Below are 21,688 nucleotides of genomic sequence, written 5' to 3'. Positions count from 1 at the left end.
GCCGCATCGAGGCCGTCTGAAACGTTCAGACGGCCTCATCTGTTGTGCTATACCTGCCAATCTATCGGCGTTTCGCCGTGCTCTTGCAAATAACGGTTGGCTTGCGAGAAATGGCGGCAACCGAAAAAGCCGCGGTGCGCCGACAAAGGCGAGGGATGCGGCGAAGTCAGCACCAAATGGCGGTTGCGGTCGATAAACGCACCTTTTTTCTGCGCGTGGCTGCCCCACAAAAGAAACACGATATGCTCACGGTGTTCGTTCAACTGCGCGATCACGCGGTCGGTAAACTGTTCCCAACCCAAAGAAGCGTGCGAATGCGCCTGCCCTGCACGCACGGTCAGCACCGTGTTCAGCAGCAGCACGCCCTGCTCCGCCCAATGTTGCAGAAAACCGTGGCGCGGAATTTGGAAACCGGCAATATCGTTTGCCAATTCTTTATAGATGTTTACCAACGACGGCGGAACGGCAATATCCGGCCGCACCGAAAACGCCAATCCGTGCGCCTGCCCCGCGCCGTGGTAAGGGTCTTGCCCCAAAATCACCACTTTAACTTGATCAAACTCCGTCGCTTTAAACGCATTGAACACATCGCAAGCAGGCGGATAAACCACTTGCCCGGCTTCACGCTCGGTTTTAACGCTGTTCAGAATATGCCGGAAATACGGCTGTTCTTTTTCCGAACCGATGGCTTCGTGCCATGTATTCATAATGGTTTCCCAATACAATAAAAATGATTGCGCCGATTATAACAAAATATCTTTTTCAGACGGCCTGATACCCTTGCAAAGTTCCGAACAGCATCCGAGGCAAACCCTGAAAACATCCGAGCCGTCTGAAAAGCCTTTTTCAGACGGCTCGGTATTCTTTACACAAACGGTTTACACACCATACTCCGACCACAGCTGTTCCTGCAGGTTGGATTCGGCCTGACCCTCTTCCGGCTGTACCCGCACATAACTGCCGTCCGGCCGCATCAGCCAGGCTTGGCGGCTGTCTTTCAAGGCCAAGCTCAAGCCTTCGCGGATCACGCGCGCTTTGAGTGCGGGCTCTTCGATGGGCGTACAGGTTTCAATGCGGCGGAAGAAATTGCGCGCCATCCAGTCGGCACTCGAAATATAAGTGTTTTCTTCGCCGTCGTTGAAGAAATAATACACGCGCGCATGTTCGAGCTGCGGGCCGATAATCGAGCGCACGCGGATATTGTCGGATAAGCCCGGCACTTCGGGGCGCAACGCGCACATACCGCGCACAATCAGATCGATCTGCACGCCCGCTGCGCTGGCGGCATACAAGGCTTCGATCACACCCGGTTCGATCAACGAGTTCATCTTGGCGATGATCCACGCCGGCCTGCCGGCCTCGGCGTTGCGTTTTTCGCGCTCGATGCTCTCCAACACCATAGGGTGCAGGGTAAACGGGCTTTGATACAGCTTATTCAAGCGTCCGGGCTGCCCCAAACCGGTGATTTCCAAAAACAGCGTGTTAACGTCGGCAGTAATATCTTCATCGGCGGTAATCAGGCCGAAGTCGGTATAAATACGCGATGTGCCTTGATGGTAGTTACCCGTGCCCAAATGCGCATAGCGTTTGAGTACCCCTTCTTCACGACGGATCACCAACGCCATTTTGGCGTGAACTTTATAACCGAATACGCCGTACACCACATGTGCGCCGGCATTTTCGAGTTTTTGCGCCCAGCTGACGTTGTTCGCTTCGTCGAAACGCGCCATCAGCTCAACCACTACCGTCACGATTTTGCCTGCTTCGGCGGCACGCAGCAGGGCTTTAACCAATTCGGAATCGGTACCCGTGCGGTAAATCGTCATCTTAATCGCCACAACATCGGGATCGGTTGCCGCTTCCTGAATAAAGCGCACCACCGGCTCGAACGACTGGTAAGGATGATGCAGCAAAATCGGCGCAGCGGCGGCGGCTTCGATAATCGATTTGCCTTTAGCCAAATATTTAGGAACCCCCGCCCGATGGGGGCGGAACTTTAAATCGGGGCGGTCCACCATATCCGGCACAGACATCAGACGCACCAGATTAACCGGCCCTTTAACTTGATACAGATCGGAAATATCCAAATCGAAATGGCCGAGCAAAAATTCGTAAATATGTTTCGGACAGGTTTCCGCCACTTCCAAACGCACGCCGTCGCCGTAGTGTCTGTCTTGCAGTTCGCTCTGAATCGCGGTGCGCAGGTTTTGCAGGTCTTCCTCGTCAACCGTCAGATCGCTGTCGCGCGTTACGCGGAATTGATGGCAGCCGCGCACTTCCATGCCCGGGAACAGTTTGCCTACATATTCGTGAAGAATCGATGATAAAAACACAAAGCCGTCGTCGCCGTTACAGATTTCAGACGGCAGCTTAAGCACGCGCGGCAAAATGCGCGGCGCTTGAACAATCGCCATGCCCGATGCGCGGCCGAAAGCATCGTTACCCTCTAATTCCACGGCAAAGTTCAATGACTTATTGAGCGGACGGGGAAAGGGATGGGAAGGGTCCAAACCGATGGGGGTAAGCACTTGCAGCAACTCGCGGTCGAAATAATCTTCAATCCAAGCACGCTGTTCGGCCGTCCAGTTGCGGCGGCGGTAAAAATGAATGCCTTCTTTGCTCAAGGCAGGTTGCAGCTCGTCGTTAAACAGCGCGTATTGCTCGCGAATCAGCTCCCGCGCCGCTTGGGTGGTGAGTTCGATGGTTTCGGCAGGCGTTCTGCCGCTGTCGAGAATCAGATTGGGATTCTGTTTGTGTTCGCGCTTGAGATAGGCCATGCGCACTTCAAAAAATTCATCTAAATTGGATGAAACGATGCACAGAAAACGCAAACGCTCCAACAACGGAATCCGCGTGTCCTGCGCCTGTGCCAACACACGGCGGTTAAACTGGAGCAGGCTCAGTTCGCGGCAGAGTAAACGGTTTTGGTCAGGCATGGTGCTTTCCTCAATATCCTGTGATATAACAGCAAAATAAAATCAAGTATAACGTGTTTTTCAAACGGTTTCATGGCCGTGATATAAAGGCCGTCTGAAAACTTTTCAGACGGCCTTTTCACCGGATAATCGGTCGGTCGGCACGAGAATACGTAAAGCCGGTACAACCGTTCTTTTCACGTTTTAACGCAAATCGGGTAACACATTCAACACGGCCGATAAAACTGCTTCGCCCAAACGCAGCGAGCGTTGGCCGTTCCAGCCGAAATCGTCGTCGGGCAGATTGTCGTTGTCTTTAAACGGCATCTCCAGCGTGTAGGCCAAGCAGCGGAAGTTTTCGCCCACCCATGCGGTGGCCATGCTTAAGTTGGCTTGGCCGGGGGCGTCTTTGTCGTAACCGTGTTCGTCTTGGAAATCGGGGCTGGCGGCGGCAAAAGCCGTTTTGAACTGCGTTTCCAGCGCGGCAATACGCTCATCATAAGAAGGCACGCCTTCGGTGCCGGCCACAAACACAAACGGAATGGCTTCGTCGCCGTGAATGTCTAAAAACAAATCCACGCCGGTTTCGCGCATTTTTTCGCGCACATAATATACTTCGGGGCTGCGTTCCACAGTCGGCTCCAGCCATTCGCGATTGAGATTGGCTCCGGCGGCATTGGCACGCAGGTTGCCCAACACCGAGCCGTCGGGGTTCATATTGGGCACAATATAAAAGGTTGCGCGGTCGAGCAAAGCGCGTGCGGTAGGGTCTTGCGGATCAAGCAGGCGGCCGAGCAAGCCTTCGATAAACCATTCGGCCATGGTTTCGCCGGGGTGCTGGCGGGCGATGATCCATACTTTCAGGTCGCTGGCCACTTGGTTGCCGATGGTAAGCAGATTGATGTCGCGCCCTTGTACGGTGCTGCCCAAGTCGTCAATCTGGCACAGGCCGCTGCCTTGTGCGTCGCCGAGCAGATTCAGATGCTGTTCGTGCGAATACGGCTCGAAATAGGCGTAATAAACGCTGTTGGCCAACGGCGTGTGTTCGATGGTAAACACACCGTTTTCATAGCGGGAAGGTACGCGGAACCAGTTGCTGCGGTCGTAAGAAGCCACAGCCTGATAATCCTGCCAGCCGTCGGGGTAAGCAGACGATGCGGCGTTTTCAAAGTGCATCACGCAATTTTGGTAGGCCGCGCCCTGCAAACGGAAATAAAACCATTGGGCAAAATCGGATGCGTTGTCGGGGCGCAGATTGAGGCGGATATTGGAAGGGTCGCTCAGGTCGGTTACGGTTACGGAACCGGCATCAAACTGGGTGCTGATTTTCATGGAATACGTTCCTGTAGGGTACTGCAATAAGATATTAAAACGGCATTGTATAGCCAATCAAATTAACTTTTACTACGGCGTTGCTGCGCCTTAGCTCAAAGAAGTCGACGGTGTAAGCCGCCGAAGCGGCAACAGAATCGGTTTCTTATTACCCGTACTGCCTGCGGCTTGCTGCCTTGTATTAAAAATATGTTGATTGACTGCCAACCGTTTACCGGCCGGCGTGTTTACCTGCTTCACGCACGGGCAAATATACGGGGCGGGGATGGCATCAACCTTTTTCAGACGGCCTCAAGAGTGTTTCAGATACTGCCTGCGGCGTATTGCCACTTTTGTGGGTGCCCGCCGGTTTGCCTGTCTGTTACGTTTTTTGCCGTTGAATCCCAACCGTTAAGGGCAGGGATTGCTGATTTCGGCGTGCACTTGGTCGATGGCGGCGAGCACGTCCGGCGATAGCTCTACTTCGGCACTGGCAATGTTTTCACTCAGTTGCGCCAAGTTTGTTGCACCGATGATGTTGCTGGCGAGAAATTCGCGGCTGTTCACAAACGCCAGCGACATCGCCGTCAGGCTCAAACCTGCCTGCTCGGCAATTTCGGCATAACGCTCCACCGCTGCGAAACCTTGCGGTTTGGTGTAGCGTTTGAATCGCTCAAACAGCGCCAATCGGCTGCCTTCGGGCAAAGCGCCGTGGCGGTATTTGCCGGTCAGCACGCCGAAAGCCAGCGGCGAATAGGCCAGCAGCGGCACCTGTTCGCGCAACGAAATTTCACTCATGCCCACTTCGTAACTGCGGTTAAGCAGATTATAGGGATTTTGTATCGAAGCCACACGCGGCAACTCGGGGTTGCGCTCATGCTGATTCAAATAACGCATGGCTCCCCACGGCGTTTCGTTTGACAAACCGAACGCCCGAATTTTGCCTTGTTTGACCAATTCGCCCAAAGCATCGGCCACTTCTTCAAAAGGGGTAAACGTTTCACCTTGATGAACCGACGATACGCCCAGTCTGCCGAAAAAATTCACTTTGCGCTCCGGCCAATGCAGTTGGTACAAATCGAGATAATCGGTATTCAAACGCTTAAGGCTGGCCTCGCAGGCTTCAAAAATCTGAGCGCGGGAAAAATCATTTCCACCGCGGATGTAGCTGTCGAGATTATTGGCGCCGGTGGGGCCGGCGATTTTGCTGGCCAATACAAAATCATCACGCCGGCCACGCTGTTTGATCCAGCTGCCGATATATTGCTCGGTGCGGGTATAGGTTTCTTTGCACGGCGGCACGGGATACATTTCTGCCGTATCGATGAAGTTCACGCCGTTAGCCAAAGCATAATCAAGCTGGGCGTGTGCTTCGTCCTCGTTATTTTGCTCGCCCCAAGTCATCGTGCCCAAACAGATTTTGCTTACTTTGATACCCGAGGTTCCCAACTCTCGCTGTTCCATTACGTTTCCTTTCCTATCCGCGCTGTTTTACAACAAACGCTCTATGGCTTCTCCGCACTCTTGCGGTGTTACGGCAGGCGAAAAACGGCCGACCACCCTGCCCTCTCTGTCTACTAAAAACTTGGTGAAATTCCATTGAATATCGCTACTGTGCTGCCTGACATTTCGGGAAAGCAATGTAAACAGCGTATTTTTCAACCAACTGCCGCCGCTGTCGCCCGGTTGCTGTTCTTTCAGGTAAACGTAAAGCGGATGAGCCGTGCTGCCGTTTACATCGATTTTATCAAACACCGCAAACTGCGTTCCGAAACGGGTTTCGCATATCTGTGCGATTTCTACGCTGCTCTCCGGTGCCTGCCCGCGGAACTGGTTGCATGGAAAATCAAGAATAACCAAACCGCGCTCGGCATAGCGTTCATGCAAAGCCTGCAAGCCTTTGTATTGGGGCGTTAGGCCGCATTGGGTTGCCGTGTTGACAATCAACAGCACTTTACCGGCGTAGTTACGCATAGACACATTGCCGCCTTGGGCGTTTTTCACCGTAAAATCATATATCCGGGTCATCTCTACATTCTCCCTGTGTGCAAAACGGTAAGCCGAAACTTTACTTTTGCTTCCTTGATGTGGATGCAAGTTCAAGGCGTATACAGCCAATCAACTTAACTTTTACTCCTGCTACTACGGCGTTGCCGTGCCTTAGCTCAAATAGAACGATAGTTTAAGCCGTTGAGGCGGCACTAAGCAAAATACGCCGCAGATGGCGTTTTACACAGGTTTCGGGCTTCCTGTTCCGCAGGAGGCCGTCTGAAATATTCAGACGGCCTCATATCTGCATGGGACGTGTCGTCAGTTTTCTTCGTCGCCGTAATATTTCACACCGATTTTAATCGGCGGGCGGCCTTGCGATTTGCGGTGGTGGTTGGTATCGCGCAACGAATAAGCACAGCCGCAGTATTCCTGTTGGTAAAAATGTTCGCGCTTGCTGATTTCGATCATGCGCGCGCTGCCGCCGCCTTTGCGCCAATTGAAATCCCAATACACCACGTCATCGTAAGGTGCAACAGCGCGATGGCCGCAATCGTTGATTTGGTTCATGTTTTTCCAGCGCGAAATACCCAAAGAGCTGGTGAGTACGGGAAAACCGTGTTCGTGGGCATAAAGGGCGGCACGCTCGAAACGCATGTCGAAACACATGGTGCAGCGGCGGCCGCGCTCGGGATCCATTTCCATGCCTTTGGCGCGCTCGAACCAGTTGTCCACATCGTAATCCGCATCGATAAAAGGAATATTGTGTTTTTCGGCAAATGCGATGTTTTCGTTTTTGCGGATTTCGTATTCTTTTTTCGGATGGATATTGGGATTGTAGAAAAAGATAGTGAAATCAATGCCGCTGGCGAGCATGGCTTCCATCACTTCGCCGGAACAGGGGGCGCAGCAGGAATGCAGCAGCACTTTTTTCTCACCGCCGGGCGGGTTCAGCACGGGGCGGTCGATTGGGGTAACTTCGGGTTTGTCGTTCATGATGATGTGTTCTGCCTGAAAGCTTTCAGACGGCCTTTTTCATGGTTAGGCCGTCTGAAAATATTGTTGATTTGGCGTATATTTTAGCAGAACGGCGCAAGATATGTGAGATGCCGGCAATTGTTATACGGTTTATGCCAAAGGTTGGGAACAGGCTGCCCAACGGAATTCTTATTCAAACAACAGCCGCTTATTCCCGACCGCTGATTTTGTCGGACACCCCTACTTCATGCGGATTGATACGGGCATTGTCTTCCTGCCCCAAACCCACCAGCTTACGCAACCGCGTCATATAGGCATTCACATCCAAACCCCGGCCGAAACGCTGGGCTTCCCATACGGTTTCGGCCAGCGCATCGGCCATATCGTGTTCGGCTTTTACCCAATCGCCGTTATATTTGCCGCACAGTTTTTCATGAATCGCACGAATTCCCGGCGGCTGGTCAATCGCCGCCTGTTCCTGTATCGAAAGGTGTAACGACATATGCAGAAACGGATTGGTTTCACCTGCTTCGGGTGTCCAAGTTTTGTCGAGATAGTCCTCGATGCGCTCCAAATAGTGATGGTATTCGGGGTGTGCCTCGATAATTCTCAGTGCCTTTTGTTGCAACGCGTCTAATTGCAGAGGCAGCATGCGCTGCTGCCAAACTTGTGCGAAAAAACGGCGCACATCGTGGGTGTTGACATCATACATAGTGTGGTGTGTGTAAAATGGTTTTCAGACGGCCATTATAACCGATAAGGCCGTCTGAACGGCTTCTGCATACCATTCATACGGCCTGTGTATTTATACATTCATTGGCAATTTGTGCGCAACCGGCGTATAATGGCCTATTCCTATCTGGGGGCGATCTTGGTTTCGACGGGGGTTGCGAAGCAGATGCGGGCATACCGGGGTCTCAGATTCCCGTAAAACACTGAACGAAAATAGTCGCAAACGACGAAACTTACGCACTGGCCGCTTAAGGCCTGCCGTTGCAGCAGTTGGTCAATGGGCTGTGTAGCGCAAGCTACCGCAACGTCATCTTACATTGACTGGTTTTCTGTCGGGTTACTTGGCAGAAAATAAGATTTAAGGTAACTGGTTTCCAAACAGCCTGTCTGTCGGCGGAATGGGAACGAGATTTTAAGTTGGCAAGACTAAGTATGTAGAACGCTTTGTAGAGGACTTTCGGACGGGGGTTCAATTCCCCCCGCCTCCACCACCATTCATCATTGTTTTCATAATATTGTCTTCATCATCTTGCCGCATTCCGGCACATTTCTGATACAAACAATCTTCTGTTTTTTCTCTTTTTTACAGCATCCAAGCGAATATCCCTATTTTACCGACTGCCATTCAGTTTCAGACGGCCTTTTCTTCAACAGCCTCAACGCATTGGCCGCCACGATTAAAGAGCTGAAACTCATGCCCAGCGCGGCAATCCACGGGGTAACGTATCCGAACACGGCCAAAGGTATCACAATCAGGTTGTACACGCTGGCCCATATCAGATTTTGCCGGATAACCGCACGCGTGCGGCGCGCTTGGTTGATGGTATGCGGCAGTACGCGCATGTCGTCGTTGAGCAAAATAACGTCTGCTCCTTCTCTGGCCACGTCGGCCCCGCCCGCTACGGCAACCGACACATCGGCCTGCGCTAACACGGGGGCGTCGTTGATGCCGTCGCCGACCATCAGCACTTTGCGCTGCTGCCGCTGCAAGGTTTCAACGTATGCGAGTTTGTCCTCCGGCAAGGCTTCTGCGCGGTAGGTATCCAAACCCAAAGAAGCAGTGAGACCGGCTACGGCGGCTTCGCGGTCGCCGCTGAGCAGATGCAGATGCATGCCTTGTTTTTTCAGGGCGGCAATCATGTCGGCCACACTTTCTTTGATTTCGTCCTCCAACAAAAAGGCCGTCTGAAAACCTTGTTCGTTGCCGAGATAAACAATGCTGCCGCTGTGTTCGATGTGTTCGGCCGGAAGCGGTACACCGGCAATGCCTGCAACAAAATCGGCGGTTCCCAATGCCCAGATTTGAGTTTCGCCGTTAACGGTAAGGCTGGCGCTCACGCCTTTTCCAACATGATTGACACGCTGCCCTACCTGCAATGCGGCAAGGTTGCCGCCGACTTGTTCGGCGTAGCGGATGATGGCTTTGGCAATCGGATGTTCCGACTGGCTTTCCAGCGCTTTGGCAATGGCGGCAGCTTCTTCTGTTTTCAGACGGCCTAAAGCGATGGCGCGGGTCACGGCAAGTGTGCCTTTGGTGAGCGTGCCGGTTTTGTCGAATACCACATCATCGATTTGCGACAGGGTTTCCAAACTTCTGCTGCCGCTAACCAAGATGCCGTCTGAAGCCAGCATGCCCGTAGAGGCCGCCAGCGCAGTAGGCGTAGCGAGAGAAAGGGCGCACGGGCAGGTAATTACCAGCAGCGAAACGGTGATCCACAATGCCTGAAACGGCCCTGCGTAAATCGTCCAGCCGATAAACACGGGCACGGCGGCTATCAGCAGGCCGGAAACGAAGGTAGAGGCGTATTTGTCGGCCATTTCGGCCAAGCGCGGTTTTTGTGCCAATGCCCGGTCGAGCAGTTTGACGATGTGCGACAAACGGGTATCGCCGCCCACTTGGTCGGTGCGGACAACCAGCGGGCTGAGGGTATTCAACGTGCCTGCGGTCACTTTGGCGCTTTGCTGTTTCAAAACGGGCAGGCTCTCGCCGGTGAGCATGGCTTCGTTGACTTCGCTCTCGCCCGACAGCACCGTGCCGTCCACCGGAATCACTTCGCCCGGATACACCGCCACCACATCGCCGGTTTTCAGCTGCACCACCGCCGCTTCTTCGGCGGTATCGTTTTCAGGATAATTCGGCAATGTGTGGCAGAAAGCGGGAACGAGTTTCACCAAGCGCTCCGCCGCATCGCCTGCTTTGCGCCGCGCAATCTGCTCCATATAGCGCCCGCCCAGCAGGAAAAACACAAACATCGCCACCGATTCAAAATACATGCCCTGCCCTGCGTTGCTGATCAAGCCGTACACGCCCGCCAAAAACGTGAGCGAAATGGCAATGGCCACCGGCGTATCCATACCCATACGGCGGTTTTTCAGATCGCGCCAAAAGCCTTTGTAAAACGGTACGGCAGAATAAAACATAGCCGGCAACACCATCAAAAATGCGCCCCAGTGCAGCACGCCCAAGTAAAGCGGTTCGATTTCGTTTCCGTAAAGATAAGTCGGCGCGGCAAACATCATCGTCTGCATCATCGAAAGCCCGGCAACCGCCAGCCGTATCAACGCCTGTTTGCGCTCGGCCTGCATCTGTTCTTCCATTTTCCGCGCATCGTAAGGCACGGCGGTATAACCGGTTTTTTGAATCAGCAAAAGAATGTCGGAAAGCGAAACTTTGTCGTTATGCCAAACAACGCGCACGCGGCGGGTGCTGTAATTCAAATCGGCGCGCACTATGCCCTCGGTGCGCAGCAGCTGCTGCTCGATCAACCATACGCAGGCGGCACAGGTAATGCCGCCGAGCATCAACACGGCTTCGCTTACGCCGTCTGCTCCCGTTTCTACAAATCCTGCCTGCACCTCCGGCATATCGTAAAGTTTGAGACGGTCGAGAATTTCTTGAGGAGGCAGAGCAGCTTGTTGCGCATCGGCCGTGCGCTGCTTGTAATAATTGCCCAGCCCTGCATCGATAATGCTTTGCGCCACGGCCTGACAACCGGCGCAACAGGTATCGTGTGATTCGCCTTCGTAAACCACCGGCAGAGAAATGTTGTCGGGCACATCCAGCCCGCAATGGAAGCATGTTTTTTTCATGAAAAGGGATTGTACGCGCAGGCCATCGGCGGGGCAATCGACCATCTTCAATGGCATTTATAGCCGCGCCATATCTCGAAAATACATAAAGAGACCTTTGCAAAACCCCGTATGCGGCGCATTGCTGCATTGCGCACTGCCCGCCCGTTTGCTTATCTGTCTGATATGCCTGCACTCGCTGTGCCACGCCTTAAACGGCATCCGCACCCGATGGTCTTGCAGAGGCATCATAGATTCTTAACTTATTAATTACATTTTTTTACAACAATAAAGGAACTATCAGAATAAATTTATCAAGTTAAATTGACATTAACATTTTTTAATAACAGAATATTGATAAAATAAAAAGCACAGTTTTTATTCTTTCTGACTAAAAATAAAACTACAAACCATCACATAAATAAACATTTATTTACTCGGAGAAGCCATGATCGAACGTCTTATGCCTATCTTTGCCGTTATCGGCATTCTTTCCACCTTGGGCTACGCAGGATTGGCCGCTTGGGCCATTTATTCCAACATTGCCCAAACCAAAAAGAAGCGGCCCATTCCGCGCCAACACCACCATACCGTTAAACTTTAAAGATGCTATATATAGTCAATCATGCCGTCTGAAAGTATGCTTTCAGACGGCATGATTCATATTACCCGGCTTTCATTATTCGTCTTTATCAAAAAACGCCAACTTCACCACATAGCACAGAAACAATACGGTAAGCAGCATCATGACCGTTTCTACCATATTATCGTGCGGGCTTTGGTTCCAATACAGAATTTCTTTTTTCATCGCTTTATTCCTTTTCCGAATAATCTTTGAAACGGTGCGGCACATCGCGGTTCAACTGCCGCCATAAAGCCGCAAACCACAAATACATCACAAACACAAACGGAAAACCGGCAAAAGAACCCACGGCTTTAATTCCCTCAATTTTGCCGGTAACAATCACCGCATAGCCGATAAGGGTGGCAAAAATACTCCACACCACCGCGCGGAATTTATTCTCGCTGCGGCCGTCGTTGCTGGTCATAATGCCCAACGAAATCGCCGCACTCGTTACCGTTGTTACGATAAAACCGAGAAACAGAATCACGGTTAGCGGCTTGGTAAAATCAGACAGCGGCAGCATATTGAGCAGATAATAAAACGCACCCTCATAATCGCCCTTGTTGCCGATTTCGGCCAAACGCCCCGAGCCTTCAACCGTATCGAGCAAACTGAAGCCCGAAAACACCGAAAACCAAATCACAATAAACCCTGCCGGCACCATCACAGAGGCAAACACAAACTGGCGCAACGTGCGTCCTTTTGAAATTTTGGCCAAAAACACCCCTACGAACGGCGCCCAAGTAACCCACCACACCCAATACGCCATCGGATACCACACCATCCAATCACGGTTATGAAACATATAAAGCTGAAAAGAATGATGCACGGTTTTGGTGAGGATATTGCCGATAGAAACCACCATTGTGCTTAAAAAATAATGGGTAGGCCCAACCAAAAACACAAACAGCAGCAGCACGATCGACAGATAAACCGTCCAGTCGCCGAGAAATTTCATGCCTTTGTTAATCGGCAGCACCGCGCCCAAAGTATAGAGCGACGCCAATACCACCAATATCAGCGTTTTCCAGCCGATGTTGTTAAACGATTCCCCCGTGATGATGCCCAGCCCCGAAGCAATCTGTGCCGTAGCCATCGCAATCGAAGAAGACACCGACATGGCAATAGCCAAGATTGCCATCGCAGTTACAACCATGCCCAGCGGCACCGCCCATTTTTTATGTTTGAACGCATATTGCAACGGCGCGGCGGGCGTGCATTCGGTTTTATGCTGATAGGTGAAATAAGCCATAACCAAGCCCGCAATCATATACAGCGACCATGCGGGAATGCCCCACACATGCAGTGCCAAACTCATGGCATTTTCCACCTGTTGCGAATCGGTCAGCCCCTCCATTTTCACACCGATGGGTGAATGAAAATAATGCCATAACGCCTCAATCGGCCCGAAAAATACAATCCCCACACCGATGCCCGCAGTAAACAGCATATTCATCCATGAAAAAAACGAATACTCCGGCTCCGCATCCTTGCCACCCAAACGGATATTGCCGAATCTAGGCGACAAAGCCACCGACAAACCCACCGCGCAGGCAAGCAGCGGCAGCCACATAATCAGCCAATCGAATTTCAAATAAAAAAACTTACCGACATCGGCAACCGTATTGGTCAGCAAAGCGGGTTTGACTACCGCCGTTACCGCCATCAGCCCAACCAAGAGCGCAGTCCATAAAAAATAAGGCGGGCGTTTAACAGGGGGATTTTCTTTTGCAGACATACACAACCTTTCTTTCATATTATGGATAAACAGAACGTTGTGCGGGTAAGACGTTATGCCCTCGCAAAAACCGAAGAGCATGTTTTTATGGTGTTTTATGCCATCCATCTTAACATCGGATGAGAAAACAGGCTAGACAACCCATCCGCCGCATCCATACCCGGCTATCGGGCATGGCAAATAAACTTTTTTGCTATAAGACCCTGCCAATACTCAAAATATCCCCTACTCGGCTTTCAACCTTTATAATTCCGGCTTTTAAAACCCTTTGGCCGAACCATGTCCGAACTTTTCGCTCCTGCCGCCATTTCCGTTTCCGAACTCAACGCCTTAGCCAGAAGCCTGCTGGAAGACAACCTGTTCGGGCTGTGGATAGCGGGCGAAGTATCCAACCTTACCCGCGCCGCCAGCGGGCATTACTATTTTTCGCTCAAAGACAGCCGCGCCCAAGTGCGCTGCGCCATGTTCAAAGGCACGGCGGCGAAGTTGGCTGCACCGCTGAAAGAAGGCGACCACATCGAGCTGACCGGCAAAATCAGCATTTACGAAGCGCGCGGCGAGTTTCAAATCACCGTAAACGAAGTGCGCTTGAAAGGTTTGGGGCGGCTTTACGAAGCCTATGAAAAGCTGAAAGCCCAATTGCAGGCCGAGGGCGTGTTTGCGGCGGAACGCAAAAAACCGCTGCCCGCCCATCCGCGCGCTATCGGTATCGTAACCAGCCTTGCCGCGGCAGCCTTGCGCGACGTGGTCAGCACGTTGAAACGCCGTGCGCCGGAAATCCCCGTGATTGTGTACCCGACCGCCGTGCAAGGTGCGGGCAGCGAATTGCAGATCGCCCAAGCGATTCAGACGGCCTCTGCGCGTGCCGAAGCGGATGTATTAATCGTGTGCCGCGGCGGGGGTAGCATCGAAGACTTGTGGGCGTTTAACGAAGAGCCTGTGGTGCGGGCGATTGAAGCGTGTGAAATCCCCGTGGTCAGCGGTGTCGGGCATGAAACCGATTTCACGCTGGCGGATTTTGTCGCCGACATGCGCGCACCCACGCCCACGGGCGCGGCGGAACTGGTCAGCCCCAACCGCTTGGAATCGCTGCATAAGCTCGCACAGGCACAAGGCCGTCTGAAAACGGCATTGGAGCAGCGTTATTACGATGCCAGCCAAAAAGTGGATTGGTTCGCCCGCCAAATCCGCCACCCGCAACACAAATTGAACCAACAGCGCGGCCAGCTTGCCGCCTTGCAGCAGTCGCTGCGCTTTTCCATGCACAACAACCACCGTTTCAACATCCAGCAGCTTGCCCGCCGGCAACAAAGCCTGATTCATCTGCGCCCCGATATATCTGCGGCACAACGCGACGTGGCTCGTTTTCAGACGGCCTTACGGCAAAGCCGTTTGTCTTTGTTTGCGCTGTACCGCCAGCGCCTTGAAAAACAGGCCGCGCTGCTCGAAGCCGTGTCGCCGCAGCACATTTTGGAACGCGGTTTCAGCGTGGTTAAAAACAGCCGCGGGCAAGTCATCCGCAGCGCCCATGCTTTGAAGCAGGGTCAGAAACTGCACATTATGTTTGCCGACGGCGAAACCGACGTGCGCGTTACCAGCGAGCATAAGCAGCCGGATTTGTTTGATTATTCTTAAAAACTCAACAGCGCAAAAAAGCCGTCTGAAAAAAACTTTCAGACGGCCTAATGATTATCCGGCTAAAACGGATTATTTCTTACGTTGAGGCGGCAGGTCGGTACATGTACCTAAAGCCACTTCGGCTGCCAAGCCGATGGTTTCACCCAAAGTCGGATGCGGATGAATGGTTTTACCGATGTCGGTAGCATCGCAGCCCATTTCGATGGCCAAACAGATTTCGCCGATCATGTCGCCGCCGTTGGGGCCGACAATACCGCCGCCGATAATTTTGCCGCTTTCGGCATCAAAAATCAGCTTGGTAAAGCCCTGATCGCAACCGTTCGCAATCGCACGGCCTGAAGCCGCCCATGGGAAATTGGCTTTAGTGATTTTAATGCCGTGCTCTTTGGCAGAAGTTTCGGTTACACCCACCCAAGCCACTTCGGGCGCGGTGTAGGCTACACCCGGAATCACGCGTGCATCGAAATAGGCTTTGTGGCCTGCACAGTTTTCAGCGGCAACATGGCCTTCGTGCACGGCTTTATGCGCCAACATGGGCTGGCCGACGATATCGCCGATGGCGTAAATGTGCGGCACATTGGTACGCTGCTGCTTGTCCACTTCGATAAAGCCGCGGTCGGTTACGGCAACACCGGCTTTTTCGGCACCGATCAGCTTACCGTTGGGCGCACGGCCTGCGGCAACCAATACGGTATCGTAGCGTTGCGGCTCTTTGGGCGCGTTGGCACCTTCAAAAGTAACGTAAATACCGTCTTCTTTCGGCTCAACGGCAACGGTTTTGGTGTTGACCATAATATTGTCGAAACGGTATTCGTTTTGCTTTTGCCACACTTTAACCAAATCACGGTCGGCACCCTGCATCAAGCCGTCCATCATTTCCACAACGTCCAAGCGCGTACCCAGCGTGCTGTACACCGTACCCATTTCCAAACCGATAATACCGCCGCCGATAATCAGCATTTTGCCCGGCACTTCTTTCAAGGCCAGCGCACCTGTAGAGTCGATGATGCGCGGGTCTTCAGGAATAAACGGCAGGTTCACCACGCGGCTGCCCGCTGCGATGATAGCGTTTTTGAATGCAACGGTTTTCTTCTCGCCGGTTTCTTCTTTGCCTTCGCCGGAAGTCAAGGCCACTTCCATATGGTTCGGGCCGACAAACTGTCCGTTACCGCGGATAACATCCACTTTACGCATTTTAGCCATACCGGCCAAACCGCCGGTCAGCTTGCCGATCACTTTTTCTTTGTAGGCGCGCAGCATGTCGATATCCAGCTCAGGCTCGGAATATTTGATGCCGTTCTCAGCCAAATGACGCACTTCGTCAATCACAGCGGCGTTGTGCAGCAAGGCTTTGGAAGGAATACAGCCCACGTTCAAACACACACCGCCCAAAGTAGCGTAGCGTTCGACAATAGCCACTTTCAAACCTTCATCTGCTGCGGCAAAAGCGGCAGAGTAACCGCCCGGGCCGCCGCCCAACACCACTACGTCGTATTCGGCATCGGCAGAACCGCTGAATTGGGCGGCTTGCGGTGCGGGCGCAGCCGCTTTGGGCGCTTCTTCTTTCACGGCGCAGGGGCTGCTTCGGCTTTCGGCGCTTCGGCTGCGGCACCGGCGGCTTCAATCACGGCAATCACGCCGCCTTCGGAAATTTTGTCGCCTACTTTGACTTTTACTTCTTTAACCACGCCGGCAGCTTCGGCGGGCACATCCATAGTCGCTTTGTCGGTTTCCAAAGTAACCAACGTATCTTCAAGCGCCACGGTATCGCCTGCTTTGATTTCCACGGCGATGATATCCACGTTTTCGTGGCCGCCGATATCGGGAACCTTGAGTTCAATCAAGCTCATTGTTAAACCTTTCAGTAAAGCAGCTTTATACATACTGCTTTCATTAAATCTTGTTTCAGACGGCCTCTGATTGCCAAAGGCCGTCTGAAAAGCCTTACAGCACTACGCGGCGGAAGTCTTTCAACAGGTTCGCCAGATACACGGTAAAGCGCATACCGGCCGCACCGTCGATCACGCGGTGGTCGAACGACAGGCTCAACGGGCACATCAGGCGCGGTTCAAAGGCCGAGCCGTTCCATACCGGTTTCATTTGTGATTTGCACACGCCCAAAATGGCCACTTCGGGTGCGTTCACAATCGGCGTAAAGCTTGTACCGCCGATGCCGCCCAAGCTGGAAATGGTAAAGCAGGCGCCTTGCATTTCGTTGGGCTTGAGTTTGCCTTCGCGGGCTTTTTTGCTCAATTCGGTCAGCTCTTGGGAAATTTCTTTCAAGCCTTTCTTATCGACATCTTTAATCACCGGCACAACCAAACCGTTGGGCGTGTCGGCGGCAAAGCCGATGTTGTAGTATTTCTTCAGAATCAGGTTTTCGCCGTCGAGAGAAGAATTGAACTCTGGGAAAGCTTTCAATGCGGTTACGGAAGCTTTGATAATGAACGCCAGCGGCGACAGTTTCACACCTTCGCGCTCCCATTCTTTGTTCAGCGTTTTGCGGAACTCTTCCAGCTCGGTCATATCGGCTTCGTCGTTCACGGTAACGTGTGGGATAACCACCCAGTTGCGCGACAGGTTTTGACCGGAAATTTTCTTAATGCGGGAAAGTTCTTTGACTTCGATTTCGCCAAACTTGCTGAAATCGACTTTCGGCCACGGCAGCAAGTCCAAACCGCCGCCCAATGAAGCGGTTGCAGCAGCAGGCGCAGCTTTGCCCGCACCGCCTTGCATGGCGGCTTTAACGAAGGCTTTGATGTCTTCGCCGACGATACGGCCTTTCAAGCCCGTACCTTTTACCAAGCTCAAATCCACACCCAATTCGCGCGCCAGTTTGCGTGCAGACGGGCCGGCATGGGCTTTGGCAAATGCCGCTTCGTTTACCGGCGTGTTGCCGAATGCGGCAACCGGAGCGGCATCGGCTTTAGGCGCGGCAGGAGCCGGAGCGGCTTGTTGTGCGGGAGTGGCTGCGGGTGCTTCGGCTTTCGCTTCTTGAACCGGCGCGGTAGCGGCACCGCCTGCGGTTTCCACTTCGATAATTTGTGTGCCTTGCGAAACTTTGTCGCCCACTTTCACATACACGGCTTTCACTACGCCGGCAGCAGTGCTGGGCACATCCATAGTGGCTTTGTCGGTTTCCAAAGTAATCAGGGTATCGTCTTCAGATACGGTATCGCCCACTTTGATTTCTACGGCAATTACGTCCACATTGTCGTGACCGCCGATATCGGGCACTTCCACTTTAACGGTTGCACCGCCTGCGGCCGGCGCGGCTGCGGGTGCGGTTTGCTCGGGGGCGGGAGCCTGTTCGGCCTGTTTTTCTGCGGCGGCAGGAGCGGCTTCTGCAGCAGGGGCTGCTTCTGCTGCCGCACCGGCTGCCTCTACCAGCACAATCACGCTGCCTTCGGAAACCTTGTCGCCCACGTTCACTTTTACTTCTTTCACGACACCGGCGGCATCGGCAGGTACGTCCATAGTGGCTTTATCGGTTTCCAACGTAATCAGGGTATCGTCGACTGCGATGGTATCGCCCGCTTTCACTTCAACGGCAATCACATCTACATTGTCATGGCCGCCGATATCGGGCACTTTGATTTCTACGATTTGACTCATCGTTTTTTCCTTTAACAACCGCAACAACCAACTGCTGCGGCATGTTGTTTTGTTTAAAACTAAAATCTATTTGCAAAGCGAAAAGTATCTTTCAGACGGCCTCTATCGTTTCGAGGCCGTCTGAAAATATCATTAACGCTTCCAGCTCGGCGCGGTATCGGTTTTGATGCCGTATTTTTCGATGGCTTGCTGCACCACCACTTTTTCAATTTTGCCTTGCTCGGCCAATGCGTTCAGGGCAGTAACGACAACGTGGCGGCTGTCTACCTCGAAGAAATCGCGCAGGTTGGCGCGCGAATCGCTGCGGCCGAAGCCGTCGGTACCCAAAACGTGGTAATCGTTGGGGATGTGGGCGCGGATGCGGTCGGCGAAATTGCGGATGTAGTCGGTAGAAGCAACCACGGGGCCTTCATGGCCTTGCAACTGTTGGGCTACAAACGGCAATTTGTTTTCTTCCATCGGGTGCAGGCGGTTGTAGCGTTCCACTTCGATGGCATCGCGGTAGAGCATATTGAACGACGGTACGGCCCAAACGTCGGCTTCTACGCCGAAATCGGCTTTCAGCATGTCGGCGGCTTTGATGACTTCGTTCAGAATCACGCCCGAACCCATCAATTGTACTTTCTTGTCGCTCTTCGCACCTTCGCGGAACAAATACATACCTTTCAGAATTTCTTCTTCGATGCCTTTGCGTTGCGGCATGGCAGGATGTGCGTAGTTTTCGTTCATCACGGTCAGGTAGTAGAACACGTCTTCTTGTTCTACATACATGCGGCGCAAACCGTCTTGGATAATCACGGCCAACTCATATTGGAAAGTCGGGTCGTAAGACAGACAGTTCGGAATCAGATCGGCTTGAACGTGGCTGTGGCCGTCTTCGTGCTGCAAGCCTTCGCCGTTCAGTGTGGTACGGCCTGCGGTACCGCCTACCAAGAAGCCGCGTGCGTGCATGTCGCCCGCCGCCCAAGCCAAATCGCCTACGCGTTGGAAACCGAACATTGAGTAGTAAATGTAGAACGGAATCATAGCGTAACGGTTGTTGGCATAGCTGGTTGCCGCGGCAATCCAGTCGGCCATCGCACCCGGCTCGTTAATACCTTCCTGCAACATCTGACCGTCGGTAGATTCTTTATAGAACATCAGCTGGTCTTTATCTTGCGGGGTGTATTGTTGGCCTTTCGGATTCCAAATACCGTATTGGCGGAACATGCCTTCCATACCGAAGGTGCGGCTTTCGTCGGGTACGATAGGTACGATGCGTTTGCCGATTTGTTTGTCTTTCAGCAAGGTAGAAAGGATACGCACGAATGCCATGGTGGTAGAGAACTCGCGGTCGCCGCTGGTTTGCAGCTGTGCGTCAAAAGCACTCAGTTCGGGCACGGGCAATGCTTCGTTGTTGGGGTTGCGTTGCGGCAGGTATCCGCCCAAAGCGTTGCGACGCTCGCGCAGGTATTTCATTTCTTCGCTGTCTTCGGGGAAGCGGTAGTAAGGCAGATCGCCGCTTTCGATTTGCTCGTCGCTTACCGGAATGCCGAAACGGGTACGGAATTTTTTGAGTGATTCCACATCCATTTTTTTGGCTTGGTGGGCAACGTTTTGACCTTCGCCGGCAGAACCCATGCCGTAACCTTTAATGGTTTTGGCCAAAATCACGGTCGGACGGCCGTTGGCGTTATGGGTGGCTTCGTAATAGGCTGCATATACTTTATGCGGGTCGTGGCCGCCTCGGTTCAACGCCCAAATTTCGGCGTCGGACATATTGGCTACCATGGCTTTCAATTCGGGCGTGTTGAAGAAGTGCTCGCGCACATAAGCACCGTCTTTGGATTTGTAGGTTTGGTAGTCGCCGTCCAAGCATTCGTTCATGCGTTGTTTCAGTGCATTGTCGGTATCGCGTGCCAACAGCGCATCCCAGCGGCTGCCCCAAATCACTTTCAATACGTTCCAACCTGCGCCGCGGAAGTTGCCTTCCAGCTCTTGAATAATTTTGCCGTTGCCGCGCACCGGGCCGTCCAAACGCTGCAAGTTACAGTTGATCACGAAAATCAGGTTGTCCAAACCTTCGCGGGCGGCCAAAGAAATCGCACCTTGGCTTTCGGGTTCGTCCATCTCGCCGTCGCCGCAGAATACCCATACTTTGCGGCCTTTGGTTTTGCTCAAGCCGCGTGATTCGAGATATTTCAGGAAACGGGCTTGGTAGATGGCCATCAGCGGGCCTAAACCCATAGATACGGTGGGGAACTGCCAGAAATCGGGCATCAGATGGGGGTGGGGATAGGAAGACAGGCCTTTGCCGTCTACTTCTTGGCGGAAGTTGTCGAGCTGCTCCTCAGTCAAACGGCCTTCAACGAAAGCACGGGCATAAATACCGGGGGCTGAGTGGCCTTGGATAAATACCATATCGCCCTCTTCGCCGTCGCCTTTGGCTTTCCAGAAATGGTTGAAGCCGACATCATACAGGGTGGCGGCAGATTGGAAAGAAGCGATATGGCCGCCCAATTCCAAGTCTTTTTTACCTGCGCGCAATACCATGGCGGCAGCGTTCCAGCGGATAATCGAACGGATGCGGTGCTCCAATTCATGATTGCCCGGCGATTTTTGCTCTTTGCCTACCGGAATGGTGTTCAAATAAGCGGTGGTTGCATCAAACGGCATGTGAACGCCGCGGCGGCGGGTGTATTTCACCAATTGTTCCAGCAGGAAGTGGGCACGGCTTTCGCCTTCTGTTTCCAATACTGAGCTTAACGCGTCCAGCCATTCCTGGGTTTCAATCGGATCAGCGTCTTGGATTTGGGTCGACATATCTATCCCTTCTGTTGAGTTTCAGAATCGGCCGGTTCAGACGGCCTTTCCATTTTCGTTTATGAAACTTGCCCGGTGTTTGCGCTTTGCAGCCGCCGGCCAAGATACCAGCAATACATACTTCTTAATATTCAAAGCACTAATAAAATATTAGTATATTAATGCTTTATCGATATTTAAACAGAGTAAAAAACTGCGTTTGAATATACATTACTTAATACGAAATCCTATCAGCAAACGGTGTTGCTGGCAAATCGCCGTCAAGCCTTTTCGGGC

Annotated in this window: 14 protein-coding genes, 1 other RNA gene and 1 pseudogene; 3 read left to right on the top strand and 13 right to left on the bottom strand. The window is 52.7% G+C overall.

Annotated features, from left to right (window positions below; all coding sequences use genetic code 11):
- Positions 1 to 47: 47 nt before the first annotated feature.
- From ung to LVJ88_RS03450, 7 genes are all read right to left on the bottom strand, one after another.
- Positions 48 to 707 (bottom strand): uracil-DNA glycosylase, encoded by a 660-nt coding sequence (gene ung, locus LVJ88_RS03480; protein ID WP_085418260.1) that lies wholly within the window; start codon positions 705 to 707, stop codon positions 48 to 50.
- Between the two features lie 171 nt (positions 708 to 878).
- Positions 879 to 2,936 (bottom strand): polyphosphate kinase 1, encoded by a 2,058-nt coding sequence (ppk1, locus tag LVJ88_RS03475; RefSeq protein ID WP_085418220.1) that lies wholly within the window; start codon positions 2,934 to 2,936, stop codon positions 879 to 881.
- Positions 2,937 to 3,119: 183 nt separating this feature from the next.
- Positions 3,120 to 4,247 carry a M14 family metallopeptidase gene (locus tag LVJ88_RS03470; RefSeq protein WP_085418221.1) on the bottom strand — a complete coding sequence of 376 codons (1,128 nt, stop codon included), beginning with the start codon at positions 4,245 to 4,247 and terminating at the stop codon, positions 3,120 to 3,122.
- Positions 4,248 to 4,637: 390 nt separating this feature from the next.
- Positions 4,638 to 5,690 (bottom strand): NADP(H)-dependent aldo-keto reductase, encoded by a 1,053-nt coding sequence (locus tag LVJ88_RS03465; protein ID WP_085418222.1) that lies wholly within the window; start codon positions 5,688 to 5,690, stop codon positions 4,638 to 4,640.
- A gap of 27 nt (positions 5,691 to 5,717) precedes the next feature.
- Positions 5,718 to 6,254, bottom strand: coding sequence for a glutathione peroxidase (locus LVJ88_RS03460; protein ID WP_085418223.1), 537 nt, complete (start codon positions 6,252 to 6,254; stop codon positions 5,718 to 5,720).
- A gap of 282 nt (positions 6,255 to 6,536) precedes the next feature.
- The gene (locus LVJ88_RS03455; RefSeq protein ID WP_054598900.1) at positions 6,537 to 7,211 is read right to left on the bottom strand and encodes an epoxyqueuosine reductase QueH; all 675 of its coding nucleotides are present in this window, start codon (positions 7,209 to 7,211) and stop codon (positions 6,537 to 6,539) included.
- Positions 7,212 to 7,401: 190 nt separating this feature from the next.
- Positions 7,402 to 7,905: a DUF1841 family protein gene (locus LVJ88_RS03450; RefSeq protein ID WP_085356596.1), complete on the bottom strand. Its 504-nt coding sequence runs from the start codon at positions 7,903 to 7,905 to the stop codon at positions 7,402 to 7,404.
- Positions 7,906 to 8,054: 149 nt separating this feature from the next.
- Between LVJ88_RS03450 and ssrA the strand changes: the two genes are divergently transcribed.
- Positions 8,055 to 8,416: a transfer-messenger RNA gene (gene ssrA / locus LVJ88_RS03445) on the top strand.
- 115 nt (positions 8,417 to 8,531) lie between these two features.
- Here ssrA and LVJ88_RS03440 read toward each other — a convergent pair.
- On the bottom strand, positions 8,532 to 11,015 hold the full coding sequence (locus LVJ88_RS03440) for a heavy metal translocating P-type ATPase (RefSeq protein WP_085418261.1): 2,484 nt from the start codon (positions 11,013 to 11,015) through the stop codon (positions 8,532 to 8,534).
- A gap of 427 nt (positions 11,016 to 11,442) precedes the next feature.
- Here LVJ88_RS03440 and LVJ88_RS03435 point away from each other — a divergent pair, with 427 nt between their 5' ends.
- A complete protein-coding gene (locus LVJ88_RS03435) occupies positions 11,443 to 11,598 on the top strand; it encodes a hypothetical protein (protein ID WP_172392930.1) in 156 nt (51 codons plus the stop codon).
- Positions 11,599 to 11,673: 75 nt separating this feature from the next.
- On the opposite strand, the gene LVJ88_RS12535 is transcribed toward LVJ88_RS03435, so the two are convergent.
- Positions 11,674 to 11,802: a hypothetical protein gene (locus LVJ88_RS12535; RefSeq protein ID WP_255351168.1), complete on the bottom strand. Its 129-nt coding sequence runs from the start codon at positions 11,800 to 11,802 to the stop codon at positions 11,674 to 11,676.
- A 4-nt stretch (positions 11,803 to 11,806) separates the two neighbouring features.
- Positions 11,807 to 13,357, bottom strand: coding sequence for a BCCT family transporter (locus LVJ88_RS03430; RefSeq protein WP_054598898.1), 1,551 nt, complete (start codon positions 13,355 to 13,357; stop codon positions 11,807 to 11,809).
- A gap of 279 nt (positions 13,358 to 13,636) precedes the next feature.
- On the opposite strand from LVJ88_RS03430, the gene xseA reads away from it, so the two are divergent.
- On the top strand, positions 13,637 to 14,992 hold the full coding sequence (gene xseA / locus LVJ88_RS03425; RefSeq protein ID WP_085418224.1) for an exodeoxyribonuclease VII large subunit: 1,356 nt from the start codon (positions 13,637 to 13,639) through the stop codon (positions 14,990 to 14,992).
- Between the two features lie 72 nt (positions 14,993 to 15,064).
- Here xseA and lpdA read toward each other — a convergent pair.
- The 3 genes and pseudogenes from lpdA to aceE form a co-directional block, all read right to left on the bottom strand.
- A pseudogene (gene lpdA / locus LVJ88_RS03420) lies at positions 15,065 to 16,845 on the bottom strand (dihydrolipoyl dehydrogenase).
- Positions 16,846 to 16,939: 94 nt separating this feature from the next.
- Entirely contained in the window at positions 16,940 to 18,610 is a 1,671-nt protein-coding gene (gene aceF / locus LVJ88_RS03415; protein ID WP_085418225.1) for a dihydrolipoyllysine-residue acetyltransferase, read from the bottom strand.
- Positions 18,611 to 18,742: 132 nt separating this feature from the next.
- Positions 18,743 to 21,412: a pyruvate dehydrogenase (acetyl-transferring), homodimeric type gene (gene aceE / locus LVJ88_RS03410; RefSeq protein ID WP_054598895.1), complete on the bottom strand. Its 2,670-nt coding sequence runs from the start codon at positions 21,410 to 21,412 to the stop codon at positions 18,743 to 18,745.
- Positions 21,413 to 21,688: the final 276 nt, after the last annotated feature.

Source organism: Neisseria dumasiana, from assembly GCF_022870885.1.
GTDB classification, from domain to species: Bacteria; Pseudomonadota; Gammaproteobacteria; order Burkholderiales; family Neisseriaceae; genus Neisseria; species Neisseria dumasiana.
This window is presented reverse-complemented; position numbering and strand designations above follow the sequence as displayed.